Origin of the sequence: Micromonospora fiedleri (assembly GCF_016774385.1) — a bacterium.
Taxonomy (GTDB): domain Bacteria; phylum Actinomycetota; class Actinomycetes; order Mycobacteriales; family Micromonosporaceae; genus Micromonospora; species Micromonospora gifhornensis.
In genome coordinates this window covers 203516-220793 of record NZ_JAETXL010000001.1, presented here as the reverse complement: position 1 = coordinate 220793, position 17278 = coordinate 203516, and the positions used below count along the sequence as shown (strand labels likewise).

General features: G+C 68.7%; 17 protein-coding genes. 5 read left to right on the top strand and 12 right to left on the bottom strand.

Annotation, left to right across the window (positions count from 1 at the left end):
- Positions 1–53 precede the first annotated feature (53 nt).
- The 9 genes from JMF97_RS01030 to JMF97_RS00990 form a co-directional block, all read right to left on the bottom strand.
- On the bottom strand, positions 54–1292 hold the full coding sequence (locus tag JMF97_RS01030; protein WP_203219803.1) for an ABC transporter permease: 1239 nt from the start codon (positions 1290–1292) through the stop codon (positions 54–56).
- Positions 1289–1951 (bottom strand): ABC transporter ATP-binding protein, encoded by a 663-nt coding sequence (locus JMF97_RS01025; protein WP_203219802.1) that lies wholly within the window; start codon positions 1949–1951, stop codon positions 1289–1291. Before JMF97_RS01025 ends, JMF97_RS01030 begins: the two co-directional genes overlap by 4 nt.
- 3 nt (positions 1952–1954) lie before the next feature.
- The gene (locus JMF97_RS31020; protein ID WP_238358485.1) at positions 1955–3130 is read right to left on the bottom strand and encodes an efflux RND transporter periplasmic adaptor subunit; all 1176 of its coding nucleotides are present in this window, start codon (positions 3128–3130) and stop codon (positions 1955–1957) included.
- Complete coding sequence (locus JMF97_RS01015) at positions 3127–3912, bottom strand: hypothetical protein (protein ID WP_203219801.1); 786 nt, start codon at positions 3910–3912, stop codon at positions 3127–3129. The genes JMF97_RS31020 and JMF97_RS01015 overlap by 4 nt, the downstream gene beginning before the upstream one ends.
- A 216-nt stretch (positions 3913–4128) precedes the next feature.
- A complete protein-coding gene (locus JMF97_RS01010; RefSeq protein WP_203219800.1) occupies positions 4129–4527 on the bottom strand; it encodes a hypothetical protein in 399 nt (132 codons plus the stop codon).
- A gap of 526 nt (positions 4528–5053) precedes the next feature.
- Positions 5054–5926 (bottom strand): amino acid ABC transporter permease, encoded by an 873-nt coding sequence (locus JMF97_RS01005; RefSeq protein ID WP_203219799.1) that lies wholly within the window; start codon positions 5924–5926, stop codon positions 5054–5056.
- Positions 5926–6600 (bottom strand): amino acid ABC transporter permease, encoded by a 675-nt coding sequence (locus tag JMF97_RS01000; RefSeq protein WP_203219798.1) that lies wholly within the window; start codon positions 6598–6600, stop codon positions 5926–5928. Before JMF97_RS01000 ends, JMF97_RS01005 begins: the two co-directional genes overlap by 1 nt.
- 81 nt (positions 6601–6681) lie before the next feature.
- Complete coding sequence (locus tag JMF97_RS00995; RefSeq protein WP_203219797.1) at positions 6682–7545, bottom strand: glutamate ABC transporter substrate-binding protein; 864 nt, start codon at positions 7543–7545, stop codon at positions 6682–6684.
- Positions 7546–7608: 63 nt separating this feature from the next.
- The gene (locus JMF97_RS00990; protein ID WP_203219796.1) at positions 7609–8364 is read right to left on the bottom strand and encodes an amino acid ABC transporter ATP-binding protein; all 756 of its coding nucleotides are present in this window, start codon (positions 8362–8364) and stop codon (positions 7609–7611) included.
- A gap of 180 nt (positions 8365–8544) precedes the next feature.
- Here JMF97_RS00990 and selD point away from each other — a divergent pair, with 180 nt between their 5' ends.
- Complete coding sequence (gene selD / locus JMF97_RS00985) at positions 8545–9534, top strand: selenide, water dikinase SelD (protein WP_203219795.1); 990 nt, start codon at positions 8545–8547, stop codon at positions 9532–9534.
- 310 nt (positions 9535–9844) lie between these two features.
- On the top strand, positions 9845–10324 hold the full coding sequence (locus JMF97_RS00980) for a hypothetical protein (RefSeq protein WP_013732250.1): 480 nt from the start codon (positions 9845–9847) through the stop codon (positions 10322–10324).
- A 70-nt stretch (positions 10325–10394) separates the two neighbouring features.
- Here the strand turns inward: JMF97_RS00980 and JMF97_RS00975 are convergent, their stop codons facing one another.
- Complete coding sequence (locus tag JMF97_RS00975) at positions 10395–10604, bottom strand: DUF2277 family protein (RefSeq protein ID WP_013732251.1); 210 nt, start codon at positions 10602–10604, stop codon at positions 10395–10397.
- Between the two features lie 52 nt (positions 10605–10656).
- Here JMF97_RS00975 and miaB point away from each other — a divergent pair, with 52 nt between their 5' ends.
- Positions 10657–12159: a tRNA (N6-isopentenyl adenosine(37)-C2)-methylthiotransferase MiaB gene (gene miaB, locus JMF97_RS00970; protein WP_203219794.1), complete on the top strand. Its 1503-nt coding sequence runs from the start codon at positions 10657–10659 to the stop codon at positions 12157–12159.
- A 44-nt stretch (positions 12160–12203) separates the two neighbouring features.
- On the opposite strand, the gene JMF97_RS00965 is transcribed toward miaB, so the two are convergent.
- Positions 12204–13640: a pectate lyase family protein gene (locus tag JMF97_RS00965; RefSeq protein ID WP_013732253.1), complete on the bottom strand. Its 1437-nt coding sequence runs from the start codon at positions 13638–13640 to the stop codon at positions 12204–12206.
- Positions 13641–14076: 436 nt separating this feature from the next.
- Positions 14077–15285 carry a DUF349 domain-containing protein gene (locus tag JMF97_RS00960; RefSeq protein ID WP_013732254.1) on the bottom strand — a complete coding sequence of 403 codons (1209 nt, stop codon included), beginning with the start codon at positions 15283–15285 and terminating at the stop codon, positions 14077–14079.
- A gap of 355 nt (positions 15286–15640) precedes the next feature.
- On the opposite strand from JMF97_RS00960, the gene JMF97_RS00955 reads away from it, so the two are divergent.
- Together JMF97_RS00955 and miaA are read left to right on the top strand one after the other, a co-directional pair.
- The gene (locus tag JMF97_RS00955) at positions 15641–16363 is read left to right on the top strand and encodes a class III extradiol ring-cleavage dioxygenase family protein (RefSeq protein ID WP_203219793.1); all 723 of its coding nucleotides are present in this window, start codon (positions 15641–15643) and stop codon (positions 16361–16363) included.
- Entirely contained in the window at positions 16360–17274 is a 915-nt protein-coding gene (gene miaA / locus JMF97_RS00950; RefSeq protein ID WP_203219792.1) for a tRNA (adenosine(37)-N6)-dimethylallyltransferase MiaA, read from the top strand. Before JMF97_RS00955 ends, miaA begins: the two co-directional genes overlap by 4 nt.
- Positions 17275–17278: the final 4 nt, after the last annotated feature.

The following is a 17278-nucleotide window of genomic DNA, read 5'->3' as shown; positions in this document are numbered from 1 at the left end:
CGATGTCGTGACGCGCTGTTGATGGTTGGTCTCGTATCAGGTCGTTGGACATGTCAGCGCTGTAGTGCCTGGACCGGAGGGATGCGGGCTGCCCGCGCCGCCGGAACGAGCCCGGCCAGTAGGCCGGCGATGGTGCTGGCCGTGCAGGCGAACACGGCGGACCGGATCTCGACCGCTGGTGTCCAGCCGTTGACGACGGACACGATTGAGATGGTCAGCACGCCGAGCAGGGCACCAACCCCCCCACCCAGCCCGCCCAATACAGTGGTCTCCAGGACCAACTGACCGAAGATGTGACGTCGCCGTGCCCCGACTGCCCGTCGCAGACCGATCTCTCCCGTGCGCTGGGCTACGCCACTGGTCGCGGCGTTACCGATCGAAATGGTGCCCATCAGCAGGGCGACACCGCTGATCAACAGAGTCGTCCTGGTGGTGCTGCCCTCGATCTCCTGGCGCAGTGTGCGCGGATCCGGCGGCGCAATGGCTCTCAGTTCGGCCGGCGCCTCCGGACGGAGGGCAAGCGGAGCCTGCCTGCCGATGAGTTGTGCCGCGCCGGGAGACGTTTCCACCAGCACGTCCCTCTTCGCGGGCTGGCTGCCACCGGATTGGTTGAGGCGCTCTGCCGCCGAGTACGGCATGATGGCCGCAGCCATGGCTTCCGGTCTGCGTACGACGTCGTTGAAGATCCCGACCACCGTATGGGCCTGGTCGGCCACGAAAACGGCGACGCCGGTCCGATGGATTCCGAGTTGGCGTGCCACCGTGGCGGAGAGCATGACCACCGGCGTGGCATGGCGTTCGTGGAACTCGCCGAAGCTGCGTCCCACGGTCACCCGGGGTGCCATCACCTGCAACGCCGACGGATCCGCGCCGATCACGGGTACGCCCGCCGAGGATTGCCGAACATCGGTCATCCGACGCATCGGACGCTCCCCGAGACTCGTCCGCCGTCCGGCGGCCACAACGCCGTTGAGCCGGGTGAGTCGACCGATGGCCGCATCGTGAAGCCAGCTCTCCGTCGTCGCCTGGTCTTCCGGTTCAACCAGGACCTCGGTGGCCCGCCGCAGATCAAATGCGGTGGAAACCTGCTGGTTGAGCGTGGAGCCGAGACCGAGACTGGCTACGAACGCCGCCGCACCGAGGATGGTGCCTACGACCGTGACGAGTGATCGGCCAGGGTTACTGAGGACGGAGACAGAGGCCTCCCAGAACAGATCGCGGACGTTCAGCCGGGACCGATCGATCCCTAGGTGCCCGATCTCCTCGCGTTCCTTGCGCCGTCTCGTCCTCACGTCTCGTCCACGACACCGTCGGTGACCCGAAGCCGGCGACGGGCCTCCGACGCGACCTGCGAGTCGTGAGTCACCACGATCAGAGTCAGCCCTTCCTCGTTGAGTTGCCGCAACACGGCGAGTACCGCAGCGGTGTTCGTCGTGTCGAGGTTGCCGGTCGGTTCGTCGCAGAAGAGGACTTGGGGACGTGCCGCGACCGCGCGGGCAATCGCTACCCGCTGCTTCTCGCCACCGGAGAGCTGGCGGGGGTCGGCGTGCATGCGATGGGACAGACCCATACGCTCCAACGCCTCGGAGGCCATCGACCGGCGTTGCCGCCGCGCGTGCGGTCCGTACAGCATCCCGAGCTCGACGTTCTCCAAGGCGGTGCGCCCGGGGAGCAGGTGGAATGCCTGGAAGACGAATCCGAAGAGCTGGCCACGGATGGCGCCGAGGGTGGCGGGCCCGCAGTCCGCCGTCTCCAACCCGCCGATCAGATAGGAGCCGGCCGTGGGTACATCGAGCAGGCCGACGAGGTTGAGCAGAGTCGACTTGCCGGACCCGGAAGGGCCGGTGATCGAGATGTAATCGCCCTGATCGGCACGCAGGTTGGTGGCGCGTAGCGCATGAACGGGCTGACCGTCCTGATAGGTACGCGAGACGTTGCGGAGAACCAGCATGGATCAGCCCTCCGCCGTCTGCTCACCGACCAACACCGACGAACCGGCGGCGACCGGCGACGGGACGGGTTCCCTGAGTTCGACCCAGCCGCCCGCGATCTGTCCCGTCACCACCGTGACGTCGGTTGTCGCGTCGCCCTCATCCACGACAGTGATGAACATCGAGCCGTCGGGGCGGGAGTAGATGGCCGACACCGGTACGGCCAGCACCTCCGCCGCGGCGGAGGTGCGGACATCCAGCCGTACCGACCGGTTCGTGCCCCCGCTCATCGGCGCCTCGGTGAACTTCAGCCGGATCTCGATGCCGGTCTGGCCGTCGGGGCCCGAGGTCGCCTGCTCGCTGACCTCGCTGACGCGCGCCTTCGTACGTGTCTCACCAAGCTCGTCGGTGACGTCGACCTGTTGACCGGGCCGGATGAGCGCTGCTTGATCCACAGCTGCGGTCGCCACAATGACGGGCGCTTGGCCGTCAAGTTCGACTATCGGCGTCTTGGGGTCTGCCAGAGTCTGTCCGACCCGCGCATGAACCTTGCTGATACGACGGCCCGTCCGGTCGATCACGACAACGGCGGACTGCGGCATCTGCACGGCACGCGACTGCCCGGAACGTCGATCTTCCTGCGCCGAGCCCAGCCGGTAGCCGCGGTCACGGTAGAACTTCGCCAACTGCCGCAGAGTCGTGCCGTCGAGCACTCCGGTCGTCGGTGCGGAATAGCCAGTACGGCGCAGCGCCCGCTGCACCTCCACGACGTCCGGTCCCTGCGCGCCGGTGGTGAGGTCGCGGTAGAGAGGGAACCGGAGTGCCAGGGCGAACAGTGGCTCTCCGGAGCGCTCAAGCAGTACCTGCCCCTCCCGTATCCGATCGCCCTTGCGCACAGGCACCTTCGTCACCACGCTGCTCGGGCCCATCGCGGCGGGTGGAGCGAGCAGCCGGACACTCGCCCCCGGTTGGACACGCCCCCGAAGCACGACCGGCTCGACCAGTGTGCGGCGCTCCACCACCGCCGTCACCAGCGAAGGCGAGGGCGGTGCGGCGTCGGCAGCCAGTTGGTCCGGCGACCGCAGGGTTGGACCGACCAGGACCGCGCCGGCGGTGACCAGCAGAACGGCAGCCAGAAAGAGCACGACAAGACGGAGGGCGCGCCGTCGTCGAGCGACGAGGGCGTCGACGGCGATCACGGGGCGCCGATCAGTTCGGCGGCCTGCTTCGCGATGCGCGTAACCTGCGGGTTCAGCTCCATGAACGAGGACTCGTACTTGTCGACGAGTTCCCGTTGAACCTGAACTGCCGCTTCAAGTTGCAGTTTGTCGATGCCGGTCTGACGCCGGCATTCAAACCAGGCGACTGCGAGGGCGCTTTCCACCGGACCGGCCTGATACTGAGTCGCAGGCACCGCAGGCCCCACCTCAATCGTTCCAGGTATCTGCTTGGGCTGCCACCGGTCCAGGCCTTCAGCGGCATCTACGCCGACGGGAACACCGAAGAGTCCCGGGTTCGGGGTCTGGAGGAACTCCTGCTCGCTCCTCGGCCGGTGACCCTTGTCGTCAAGGCAGGACAGCAGCTTTCGCCATGCCGAGTCGCCCATCCGCTCGTTGATGGTCCGGGAGAGGGGTTGGCTCAGCTTGTTCCCCAGGTCGAAGTAGCCGTAGTACACGTTCTTGGCGTCATCCGACAAGGCCTTCCAGGCGTCCTCGGTGCATTTGTCGTAGGCTCTGTCGTAATTCGGATCGAAGCTGACGACCGACGGTGGTGCCGACAACGAGTCCCGGCCAAAACCAACTCGCTTTGCTTCTTCGACCGAAGTGGGGCCGAAGGTGCGAGCTGTGATGATCAGGTGTCGGAACGGATTTCGAGGCTGCCCCAGCATGACGTTCAGGTTCTGTGGGTAGCCGGCCTTGGCCAGACATTTGTTTCGCACCTTCAGTTGCGCATAGTCGATCTGGCCGATCTCTTCGCCCATGAAGAGCGAGAATGGATTGTCCGAGCTTGCGGCCGACAGATCTGCGGGCGGGTCAGCCGCGGAGCTGGAGCAAGCCGTGGCGAAGAAGGAGACGGTAACGAGAGCGACCAGCCACCGGGCACTCATGCGCATGCGAAATTTCACTTGATCCCCCGAAAAATGACCGCTTCCTGTGCGGGGCGGGCACGCCGTTCTGGCGTGCCCGCCGACGGACGATCAGGCGCAGCGCTTGTGAGAGTTGTTGCGAGGGCTGATGGCGGCCCGGAAGTCGCGCGGGAAGGTGGTGTACGGGGTGGCGTAGTTCGCCAGGTCGTAAATGGTCACGGCGCAGGTGGTGTCCCTGTTCCAGAGGCCCTCGGCGTCGTCCTTGATCACGAACGCGGGGTACAGATCCGGGATGTTCGACCAGTAGTCGTCGCCGTGGTTCGAGTCGTTGTACCAGAAGTGTCGCTGGTACGAACTGGTGGAGAAATTGTCGTAGATCCACTGGAAGCAGATCTCGCCCTTGTTGCAGGCGGCCTTCGAATCGCCTCTGTCGGCCTGCGCCGGTGCGGCGGCTATTGCCACTGCGGCGGCACCCGTCATGGCGGCGGCGATGATTTGGCGTACTCGCATGCACTCTCCTCGATCGTCGAGGGGCTGCGCGGAATTGCGGCAGGAGCGTATACGTCGCCCCTGAACCGTTGAGCCCCCGTTGGTTGCGCTCCAGAAATATGCGGAACGCCTCGGGCGTCGAGGTTGCCGAGGCATGCAAAATCCGGTGGCGCAAAATTGCCAGCACGGAGCCTCAAGCAGGCTGGAAGCAACAGCAGTCGCTGTTGGCTAAAACTGTAAGAATCCCCGTGTGGTCCCAGATCGGGGGAACCTGAACCCCGTTGGGACATATGAATGATGGCCGATTTCCTGTGGCTTGGCAAGAGTCCGCCGCAGGCTCCCTTGATTCGATTCGGTCGTTTTGGCGCTTATCGGCGGAGGATCGGCGAAGTCGGCAGCGACATCGAGCCACGTGAACGTCAGGTCTCGGAGAGAAGCGACCCGCAGGTGGGCCGCCGGGACACACGCCATCGGGACACGGCCACAGACGCAACAAGCGGGGCCGGCCCAACCGGACCGGCCCCGCTTCGGGTATGTCGAACTGCGCTCAGCCCTGCGGCTCGACGACGGTGGAGCCGGCAGTGCCGGCGCGCTGCCGTGGTACCCGCACCCGACGGGTGCCGGTACGCCGCTCCAGCCAACCGGCGAACCAGGTGAGCATGGAGTTGATGATGATGTAGATGACCGCGATCACCATGGCGGCGGGGATGATGTTGCCGTAGTTGGCGGCGAGGTCGTTGACGCCGCGCTGGAGCAACTCGGGGTAGGCCACGATGTAGCCGAGCGCGGTGTCCTTGAGTAGCACCACCAGCTGGCTGACGATGATCGGCAGCATGGCCCGGGCCGCCTGCGGGATCAGGATCAGCTGCATGACCTGGGTCTTGCGCATGCCGATCGCGTACGCCGCTTCGGACTGCCCGCCGGGCAGGGACCGGATGCCGGCCCGGAACGCCTCGGCCAGCACCGACCCGTTGTAGAGGGTCAGACCGATCACCACGGACCAGAATGCGGTCACCGGCTGCTTGATGACGTATGGCAGGCCGTAGAAGACGAAGAAGATCATCAGCAGCAGCGGTACGGCCCGGAAGAACTCCACGACCGCGCCGGCGGGGACGCTGATCCACTTGTGCTCGGAGAGCCGCCCGACGGCGAAGATGATGCCGAAGGCGAGCGAGAGCAGCATGCCGACGCCGGCCGCCTTGAGGGTGGCCCACAAGCCCGGCAGGATGAACTGCGTCCACGTCTTCGGCTCGGCGAAGGGCTTCCAGAGCCACCCTTCCCACTGGTTCGCCTGGTCGAACTTGCTGTAGATCCAGTAGACCAGCCCGAGCAGGGCGACACCGAAGATCACGCTCAGGACGGTGTTGCGAACCTTGGCGCGGGGTCCCGGGTGGTCGTAGAGGACGCTGCTGGTGCTCATCAGCGCTTCACCGCCAGACGGTTGGCCAGCCAGCCGAAGAAGTAGCCGGTGGGAATGAGGATCGCGGCGAACGTGCCGGCGAAGACCAGGAAGATCGGGATGACCGCGTCACCGTTGAAGTTGATCAGGTCCTTCATGACGCTGGAGGACTCCATCAGCCCGATCGTGCCGACGATCGTGGCGTTCTTGCAGAGCGCGATCAGGATGCTGCCGAACGGCGCGATCACCGAACGCGTGGCCTGCGGCAGCACCACGATCCGCAGGGTCTGCGCGAAGGTCAGCCCGATCGCGCGGGCCGCCTCGGCCTGCCCGGTCGGCACCGTGTTGATGCCGGAACGGACCGCCTCGCAGACGAACGCCGCGGTGTAGGTCGACAGGCCGATGACCCCGAGCCAGTAGATGTTCAGGAAGAGATCCTGCGACAGGCTCAGCCCGAGGGTGACGAACAGGCCGAAATAGCAGAAGAAGATGACCAGGGTCAGGGGGGTGTTGCGGAAGATGTTGACCCAGGCTGCGCCGAAGCCGCGCAGCACGGGTACGGGGGAGACCCGCATCGCGGCCAACAGCACGCCGAGCACCAGCGCGCCGACGGCGGACGCGCCGGTCAGCTTGAGGATCCAGAGGAAGCTCGACACGAACGCGTCGAAGTTCTTCGGATCAGAGAATACGTGCATGCTTCGGCTCCCGGGGCACGTGTTGGCGGCCGGTGACAGGCCGGAGCCGGCACCCACTCAGGATGCCGGCTCCGGAACCGGTCATGCGCCGCAGTGGGTCAGCTTGGTGGTGTCCAGCTCGGGCGCGGGGGTGCCGCTCTTGCCCAGGGTGGCGTCCCAGGCAGCCTTGTAGCTGCCGTCGGCGGCGGCGGCCTTGAGGATCTCGTTGACCTTCTCGCAGCCGGTGGTGTCGTCCTTCTTCAGGCCGATGCCGTACGGCTCGTCCGAGAAGGTGCTGCCGACGACCTTGAACTTGCCGGCGTACTGGTCCTGCGCGGCGTAGCCGGCGAGGATGATGTCGTCGGTGGTCACGGCGTCAACCTGGCCACCGTCGAGCAGCGGCAGGCACTTCGAGTACGAGTCGAACTGCTGCAGCCGGGCGTCCGGGTAGTTCTCCTGGATCCGCTTGGCCGGGGTCGAGCCGCTGACCGAGCAGACCGTCTTGCCGGCCAGCTGGTCCGGGCCGGTGATGGTCGAGTCGGACTTGACAAGCAGGTCCTGGCCGGCGATGTAGTACGGGCCAGCGAAGTTGATCTTCTGCTTGCGCTCGTCGTTGATGGTGTAGGTGGCCACCACCAGGTCGACGGTGCCCTGCTCGATGAAGGGCTCACGGTTGGCCGACACGGTGGTCTTCCACTCGATGTTGCCCGCGTCGACGCCGAGGCCCTTCGCGATGATCTTGCCGATCTCGATGTCGAAGCCCTCGTACTGGCTACCGGTCTGCAGGCCCAGGCCCGGCTGGTCGGCCTTGACGCCGATGACCAGCTTCTTCTGGCTCTCGGCCTTGCCGACGATGCCGGTGGCGCCGGTGCCGCTGCCGGCCTCGTCGCTGTCGCCGCCACAGGCGGCCATGGTGACCGCAAGACCGGCAGCAGCGGCGATTGCCGCCATACGCTTCATTCGCATACTTTGTTCTCCTTCTGAAACGGGAGCCTGCCGGGCCACGGCACACTCCGCTACGGGGGGCCTTTAATGCGTGAGGATTTTGGAGAGGAAGTCCTTGGCGCGCTCGCTGCGCGGGTTGGCGAAGAACTCCGCCGGGGAAGCGTCCTCGACGAGCTTGCCGTCGGCCATGAAGATGACCCGGTTGGCGGCGTGCCGCGCGAAGCCCATCTCGTGGGTGACCACGACCATGGTCATGCCGTCGCGGGCGAGCGAGGTCATGACGTCCAGCACCTCGCCGACCATCTCCGGGTCCAAGGCGCTGGTGGGCTCGTCGAAGAGCATCGCCTTGGGCTGCATGGCCAGCGCCCGGGCGATCGCGGCACGCTGCTGCTGACCGCCGGAGAGCTGGGCCGGGAACTTGTCGGCCTGGTTGGCGATGCCCACCCGGTCGAGCAGGGCGAGACCCCGCTCGCGGGCCGCGGCCGGCTTCTCCTTGCGCACCTTGACCGGGCCCAGAGTGACGTTCTCCAGGATCGTCTTGTGCGCGAAAAGGTTGAAGGACTGGAACACCATGCCGACCTCGCTGCGCAGCTTGGCCAGTGCCTTGCCCTCGGCCGGCAGCTTCTGCCCGTCGAAGGTGATGGTGCCCGAGTTGATCGGCTCAAGTCGGTTGATCGTGCGGCACAGGGTCGACTTGCCGGAGCCGGACGGGCCGATCACCACGACCACTTCGCCACGACCCACCGACAGTGAGACGTCGTCCAGCACGTGCAGCGGCCCGAACCACTTATTGACCGAGTCCAGCACGATGAGCGGTTCGCCCGTCGCCACGTCGTCCACCGTCCCTCGTTACTTTCGGGGTCGGTCGACCCCTGGATGACGGCCACTGTAGGCGGGCTGACGTGGCTGAACACAACTCAGATGGTCACGGAGCGGTAACACCGTGGCGGATCACGTCCCGGCGTCCGAAATTGCCCGCTCCGGGTGGCGTCTCGGGGCGGTGATGTAGATCATGTGAGGGTGGCCGAGCAGGTGCGATTGACCAGGTACGCCCGGGGTGGCGGATGCGCGTGCAAGATCCCGCCGGGCGAGTTGGAGGCGATGGTGGCCGGCCTCGGCCCCACCGCCGGCTCCGCGGATCTGCTGGTCGGGCTGGAACACGGCGACGACGCCGCCGTGGTCCGGCTCGACGAGCGGACGGGCGTGGTGACCACCGCGGACTTCTTCACCCCGGTGGTCGACGACGCCTACGACTGGGGCCGGATCGCCGCGACCAACGCCCTGTCGGACGTGTACGCGATGGGCGGCCAGCCGCTTGTCGCACTCAACCTGCTCTGCTGGCCACGTGAGGTGCTCCCGCTGGAACTGGCGCGGGAGGTGCTGCGTGGCGGGCTGGACGTCGCCCGCGCCGCCGGCTGCCACCTGGCCGGTGGGCACAGCGTCGACGACGACGGTCCGAAGTACGGCCTGGCCGTCACCGGGCTGGTCCGCCCCGACGAACTGATCACCCTCGACAAGGGGCAGGCCGGACTGCCCCTGTCGCTGACCAAGCCGCTCGGCGTCGGCGTACTCAACACCCGGCACAAGAACACCGGTGAGAGCTTCCCCGAGGCGGTCGCGGCCATGACCACGCTGAACCGGGAGGCGGCCCGAGCGGCGGTCGCGGCCGGGGTGCGGTGCGGAACCGATGTGACCGGATTCGGTCTGCTCGGCCATGCCTCGAAGCTGGCCCGTGCCAGCGAGTTGACGGTGGCCATCGACATCGACCGGGTGCCCTATCTGGCCGGTGCCCGGGAGGCGGCCCGGGACGGGTACGTCAGCGGTGGCTCGCGCCGCAACCTGGAGTGGGTGACGCCGTGGACCGACCTGGCCGCGGCCGGGGAGATCGACCAGTTGTTGCTGGCCGACGCGCAGACCTCGGGCGGCCTGCTGGTGGCCGGCGAGATTCCCGGCGCACCCGTGATCGGTGAGCTCCTGCCCCGCGGCGACCACCTGGTCGTCCTGCGCTAGCCGAGACCCGGTCGCCCTGCGCGGTCCGGTCGCCCTGCGCCGGCGGCGGTGCCGTCTCCCTGCGTCGGCGGCGGTGTGGTCGCCCTGCACCCAGGCGTCGGCGCCGGCACGCGGCGAGCCGTGCGCTGGAGCGCGCACGATACCCGATAAACTGTCACCTTCCCGCTACCCATGGCGATGTGCTGCGGGGAAATTTGCCCAGAATGGTCACAGACCGGTAACTTGCCCCCGCCTGGGGGCAAATGCCCCGCACCATCGTGGGTAGGGCCCGATCCCGAGGCCCGTCGGACGAGCACAGCGAGGAGGCGGCATGACCGAGCTGTGGAACTGGAGAATCGACCAGGTACGACCGGTGGAGGTCTACCCGGCACTGGCCGATGCGCTCGGTCGGGTGGTGATGCCCCTGGCCGTCGCCGACCCGGCGCGGCTGCCCACGTACGCGGTGGTCTGCGATGTCTGGCAGGCGCCCGGGGAGTTCGCCACGATCGTGGACTGTTACGGCGTGCCCGACGGCCTGCCCGAGTTGCCCAGCATCGCGGCCCTGGCCCGGCTGCTGGACCGCAACTGCCTGGTGCGCGACGACACGCTCGACGAGACCCGGCACCTGCTGGTCGCGCCGGACGGCAGCATCCGCCCGGTGCACTTCGACGTGCAGGAGACCGACGACGGCGAGGTGCTCAGCAACCGGCGGCTGTGCACCGAGGCCGACCCGCGCTGCCGAGGCTGGTCACGCTGCCACCGGTCCCGCTGGGCCCCCGACTCGGTGAACCCCGCCCTCGCCGCCGCCTGAGCACATCACGGGGCCTGAGCGTTAACAGGGGCCCCTTGCTCTACCGCAGGCGTTAACAAGATGCCCTTCCTTACCGGCCGCGGACGACGAGGTCGTCGAGGAGATTGCGGGTAGCGGCGGCGACGGCGGCCACTGCGGCGTCGAACGCGGCGGCGTTGTGCGCCGCCGGCGCGCGGAAACCGGAGATCTTCCGCACGTACTGCAACGCCGCGGCCTCCACGTCCGCGTCGGTGACCTCCGGGGTGTACGGCTCACGCAGGGTCTTGATGCTTCGGCACACGGCTCCTCCTCGTTCCGTCCGATCACAGGGCGCCGGATACGCTGTGCACGTCATGACTACCGCAGCGGCGGGCGGCCCGCGCACCTATCAGGTGCGCACCTACGGCTGCCAGATGAACGTCCACGACTCCGAGCGCATCTCCGGGCTGCTGGAGCAGGCCGGCTACGTCCGCGCGGGCGAGAGCGACGACTCCCCGGACGTGGTGGTGTTCAACACCTGCGCGGTCCGGGAGAACGCCGACAACCGCCTGTACGGCAACCTCGGTCATCTGCGTCCCGTCAAGGACCGGCATCCAGGGATGCAGATCGCGGTCGGTGGCTGCCTGGCCCAGAAGGACCGGGGCGACATCGTCCGCAAGGCGCCCTGGGTGGACGTCGTCTTCGGCACGCACAACATCGGTTCACTGCCGGTGCTGCTGGAGCGGGCCCGGCACAACGCCGCCGCCGAGGTGGAGATCCTCGAATCCCTCGACGTCTTCCCGAGCACCCTGCCCACCCGCCGCGAGTCGACGTACGCCGGCTGGGTGTCGATCTCGGTGGGCTGCAACAACACCTGCACGTTCTGCATCGTGCCCGCTCTGCGCGGCAAGGAGAAGGACCGCCGCCCCGGCGACATTCTCAGCGAGGTCCGCGCCCTGGTCGACGAAGGCGTGCTGGAGGTGACCCTGCTCGGGCAGAACGTCAACTCCTACGGCGTGGAGTTCGGCGACCGGTACGCCTTCGGCAAGCTGCTGCGGGCCTGCGGGGACATCGACGGGCTGGAGCGGGTGCGCTTCACCAGCCCGCATCCGAAGGACTTCACCGACGACGTGATCGCGGCGATGGCCGAGACGCCGAACGTCTGCCACTCGCTGCACATGCCGTTGCAGTCCGGCTCCGACGACGTGCTGCGCGCGATGCGCCGGTCGTACCGGGCCGAGCGCTACCTGGGCATCATCGACAAGGTCCGGGCGGCGATGCCGGACGCCGCCATCACCACCGACATCATCGTCGGGTTCCCCGGCGAGACCGAGGCGGACTTCGAGCGCACCCTGGACGTGGTCCGGGCGGCCCGGTTCTCCTCCGCCTTCACCTTCCAGTACTCGAAGCGCCCCGGCACGCCGGCCGCGACCATGGACGGGCAGCTGCCCAAACAGGTCGTACAGGAGCGCTACGAGCGGTTGATCGCCTGCGTCGAGGAGATCACCTGGGCGGAGAACAAGAAGCTGGTCGGCGAGGCGGTCGAGGTCCTGGTCGCCGTCGGGGAGGGCCGCAAGGACGAGCGCACCGGGCGGCTGTCCGGGCGGGCCCGCGACGGGCGTCTCGTGCACTTCGACGCCGGGTCGTACGCCGGGGCGATCCGTCCGGGCGACATCGTGCACACCGTGGTCACCTACGCGGCACCGCATCATCTCAACGCCGACGGGGAGCCGCTGTCGCACCGGCGTACCCGGGCCGGCGACGCGGCAGAGGCCGGGCGGTCGGCGCGTACCCCCGGGGTGTTGCTCGGTCTGCCCACCATCGGTGCGCCGGCCGCGGCGCCCGAGCCGACGACCGGCTGCGCCGTCTCGCACTGAGCCGGTCGGGGCCCGGTGAGAACCGGACCCCGACCGTCGTACGGTCAGACCGAGATCCGGCCGGCGCCCGCGCCGCCCGTCACGATCGACTTCACGCTGCTCGCGCTGTCCAGGCTGTAGCCGTACGGGATGCCCGCCACGCTGCCGCCGGACTGCCCGCTGCCCGAGTTGACGAAGTGGTTGTTGCGGGCCACCAGGGAACCCGGCCCGGAGTCGCCCTCACCCCGGTGGAACGGGTCGGGGGTGTTCTCGAAGTAGTTGCCCTCGACCAGCACACCGGCGTTCATCGTGGACGCCACGCCGTAGCCGCGCACGTTGCTGTAGAAGTTGTTGTAGACGTGCACCGGGTTGCCGAAGCGGACCCGCGGGTTGCGCTGGTTGCTGCCGTCGAACCAGTTGTGGTGGTAGGTGACCCGCAGCTTGCCGATGTCCTGGCTGCCGTTGTCGTCGCTGTGCCCGAGCAGCATCGTCTTGTCGTGGCTGAACACCCGGTTCCACGACACGGTGATGAAGTCCGACCCCCGCTTGATGTCGACCGCACCGTCATAGCCGCTGCTGAAGGTGTTGTGGTCGACCCAGATGTTGGTGGCCGACTGCTCGATGTTGATCGCGTCGTCGCCCCAGTTCCGGAAGGTCAGGTTCCGGATGATCACGTTGCGGTCGCCGTTGATGGTGAAACCGCAGCCCACGATCGTGGCACCCGCGTTGCCGAGGATGGTCTTGTTGGACCGCACCCGCAGCATCCCCGAGCAGTTGATGGTGCCGGAGACCCGGATCACCGCCGCGCTGCTGGAGTTCAACGCGCTGGTCAGCGCCGAGGCGCTGGTGACCGTGGTGGTGCCGGCGCTGCCGCCGCCGGTGGTGCCGCCGTTCTGGGTGGCCCAGCCGACCAGCCCGGTCTGCGGGGCCGGGTTGGGCGGGGGAGTGGTGCCGCCGCTGCCCAGCCGGATCAGCTGCCAGCGCTGGTTCGCACCGTCGAGATCCGCGTACTGCGAGACGACGCCGCCGTCAGCGGTGGACCACTGCCACACCTCCAGGGCCTTGCTGCTGTGCCGGTTGATGAACCGCACGTCGCCGTTGGCGGAGTCCGCGAGCCGCCAGTGCTGCTTGGTGTCGCTGCTCGCGGTGACCTGGGTGACCTGCACGCCGTCGTTGGAGTTCGGAACGGCGACGACCTTGCCGGAGTGCCGGTTGCGCAGCTGGTAGTAGCCGCCGCCCACGTCGACGAACTGGAACTGCTGGTTGTTGCCGTCGGTACGGGTGAACTGCCGGATCTCACCGCCGTCGGCAGTGGACCAGTTCCACAGGTCCATCGCCTTGCCGCTGTTGCGGTTGACGAACACGTACTGTGCGCTGGTGTCCACGGTGGCCGCCGAAGCGGGGCTCACCGCCACCGCGACGACCGCCGCGGGCAGTGCGACCGCCGTCGCGGCCATGACCGCCAGTCGCCGGGTCAGGCGACGTGTGACGCTTGCAAGCACGGTCAATCTCCTCATCCTCTGGGTACGCGGAACGGGTCGGACGACGCGCGTCAGGGCGTCACGGATGGGCTGCCGGCACCGGCGGCAGAGTCCGTGACGCGGGTGGCCGCGGCGACCATGGATGGTGGTGGAGCGCCGCGGCGTACGCCTGGATGCGTCGTCGGCGTGCGGTCGGCAGGAGTACGCCCCGACATCGGAGGCTGCCGTGCCCAGCGGCAGCGATGCCGGTGACGGACGCAGAATCTGCGCCCTGCCGTCGGATGAACTGGTCGAAAACCGGCTCCCGTGCCCACCCCGTAGGGGCAACCGCTTTCCTCAGATAATCACAGATCGACGTCGATGTAAATGTCGAACGTTAACATCGCCGTGACCAGCGGCAATAGAGACGGAAAGCCCCCGGTTCCAGCCGGAACCGGGGGCTTTCGACAGGTTCAGCTCAGCCGGCCTGCTCCGCCAGCTGGAGGAACTGACGCTTGGAGGCGAGCGCCTGCTCGGCCTCCTTGATCCGCCGGTTGTCGCCGGCGGCCTGAGCCCGGGCCAACCGCTCCTCGGCCTCGGCGACCTGGGCCCGCATCTGGGCCAGCAGCGGGTTGTCCTCACGGCTGGTCCGACGCCACGCCGAGTCCATCACCTCGCGGACCTTCTCGTCGACGGCGCGCAGCCGGCGCTCCAGCCCGGCAGCCGCCTCACGCGGTACCCGACCGGCCTCGTGCCACTGCGCCTGAATGTCGCGCAGCTTGGCCTGAGCGCCCTTGGGGTCACCGTCGATGTCGAGCGCCTCCGCCTCGGCGAGCAGCGCCTGCTTGCGTTCCAGGTTGGCGCGCTGCTCGTTGTCCCGCGCCGAGAAGACCTCGCTGCGCCGGGTGAAGAAGGCGTCCTGCGCGGCCCGGAACTTCTCCCAGAGCCGCTGCTCGGCCTCCTTGGAGGCGCGCGGCGCGGCCTTCCACTGGTTCATCAGGTCCTTCAGCTGGTTGGCAGCCGAAGCCCATTCGGTGGAGTCGGAGACCTTCTCGGCCTCGGCGACCAGCTCTTCCTTGATCGTCTGCGCCTGCTTGCGCTGCGCGTCCAGGGAGGCGAAGTGCGCCCCCCGACGACGGGTGAAGCCGTCACGGGCGGCGGCGAACCGCTTCCACAGCTCACCATCGGTCTTCTTGTCGACCCCCCGGATGGTCTTCCACTCGTCGAGGATCTCCTTGAGTCGGTCGCCCGCGGTCTTCCAGCCGGTCGACTCGGCGGCGAGCTTCTCCGCCTCCTCCACCAGAGCGGTCTTGCGGGCCAACGCCTCGCTGCGGGCCGCCTCCTTGGCGGCCTTGGCCTCGCCGGCCTTCTCCTCGGCCACCGTGGCGAGCCGGTCCAGCCGCGCGGCCAGCGCGTCGATGTCGCCGACCACGTGCGCGTCGGCCAGCGAAGCGCGAATCCGTCGTACGGTGGCCAGCGAATGGTTGGCGTCCGCGGCGCCGGAGTTGAGCCGTGCCTCAGTCAGGTTCACCTCGGTCACCAGGTCGGCGAAGCGGCGGGCGAAGTGTGCCAGCCCCTCCTCCGGTGCTCCCGCCTGCCAGGATCCGACCACCCGCTCGCCTTCGGCGGTCTTGACGTAAACGGTGCCGTCCGCGTCCACCCGTCCGAAGGCAGTCCAGTCGCTCATGTGCCCATCCTCGTTCTCCCGGTGCCCCCTGGGAGAACTCTCTCCCGGGCACCGCCACGGCGCAGCCAAGTTTCTCCGGGCATTGTCACAGGTACGCCCCGGTCCGCGTCGAGCGCCTATCGCCGACCGTGACCATACGGTGTCCTAGGCGCTCCGCGGCATCATCCGGACCGGCGAGCCGTCGCCTACCGGTGGCGCCACGCCGCCGCCACGCCGCCGAGGTCGCATCGACGTGCCGCCGAGGCCGCGTCGGGATGCCGCCGGCACCGCTTCGGGATGCCGCTGTCGCAGCTCAGCGGGCTTGGCGGCGACCTCGGGTGCACGGCTGTGGCCGCCCGACCGATACGGTTGCCGGGTGCCACTGGTCGCCGCCGCCGTCTGCCCGCACCCGCCGCTGCTGATTCCCGAGGTCGCGGGGGCCGCCGCCACAGAGTTGGACGACCTTCGTCGGGCCTGCGACACGGCGGTCACCCGACTCGTCGACTCGGGCGCCGACGAACTGCTGGTCGTGGGTGACGGCCCGGACACCCACCGCTACGATCCGCCGTTCCACGGGTCCCTCGCCGCGTACGGCCTGCCCGTCGAACCGACAGTGGGTCGGCCCGGCCCCGGAAGCCGGCCCGACCTGCCGCTGAGCCTGACCATCGGCGCCTGGCTGCTGGGGCGCTCCCGCTCGGAATCGGCGCCCGCGGTGTCGGCCATGTACGCCGTGGCGCCGCAGACCGACCCGGTGTCGTGCGCGCAGCTCGGCGCCGGCTCGGGCGGCGATCGGAACTGGGCGCTGCTGGTGCTGGGTGACGGGTCGGCCTGCCGGGGGGCGGCAGCGCCGGGCTACGCGGACCCACGCGCCGAGGCGTACGACAGCGGGGTCGCCGAGGCCCTGGCCGACGCGGACCTCGACGCCCTGCTCGACCTGGACCCGGAGCTCTCGGCGCAGCTGCGGGTCGCCGGCCGGGCGGCCTGGCAGGTGCTGGCCGGCGCGGCCCGCGCCGCCGGCGGCGACTGGCGGGGCGAGCTCAGCTACCACGCGGCGCCCTACGGAGTGGCCTACTTCGTGGCCACCTGGGAACGGTCGTGACCCCGGGCACGGTGCTCGCCGTGGTGGGACCCACCGCGGCCGGAAAGTCGGCGCTGAGCATCGCCCTGGCGCACGCCCTCGACGGCGAGGTGGTCAACGCCGACTCGATGCAGCTCTACCGGGGCCTGGACATCGGCACCGCCAAACTCACCGTCGCCGAACGGGACGGCGTGCCGCACCACCTGCTCGACATCTGGGAGGTCACCGAGCCGGCGAGCGTCGCCGAATACCAGGCGCTGGCCCGGGCGGCGGTCGACGACATCCTCGCCCGAGGGCGGGTGCCACTGCTGGTCGGCGGGTCCGGACTGTACGTGCGGGCAGTGCTGGAGCAGTTCGAGTTCCCCGGCACCGACCCGGCGCTGCGGGCGCGGCTGGAGAACGAACTCGCCACCGTCGGCCCGGCGCCGCTGTACGCGCGGCTGCGCGAGGCCGACCCGGTGGCGGCGGCCGGCATCCTGCCCGGCAACGGTCGGCGGATCGTCCGCGCGCTGGAGGTGATCGAGCTGACCGGGGCGCCGTTCACCGCCGCGCTGCCCGAGCCGACGCCTTACTACCCCGCCGTGCAGATCGGCGTCGACCTGGACACCGCCCGGCTCGATGAGCGGATCGCCGTACGGGTGGACCGGATGTGGGCCGACGGGCTGGTCGCCGAGACCCGGCGGCTGGTCGAGCGGGGCCTGCCCGAGGGGCGTACGGCCAGCCGGGCGCTCGGCTACCAGCAGGTGCTGCGCATGCTGTCCGGGGAGTTGACCGAGACCGAGGCCCGCGACGACACCGTACGGGCGACGCGCCGGTTCGTCCGCCGCCAGCGTTCCTGGTTCCGGCGCGACCCGAGGATCCACTGGCTGGACTCGGCCGAGCCGACGCTGGTCGAGGATGCCCTGCGGATCCTCCGTGACGCTGCGCGATGATGAG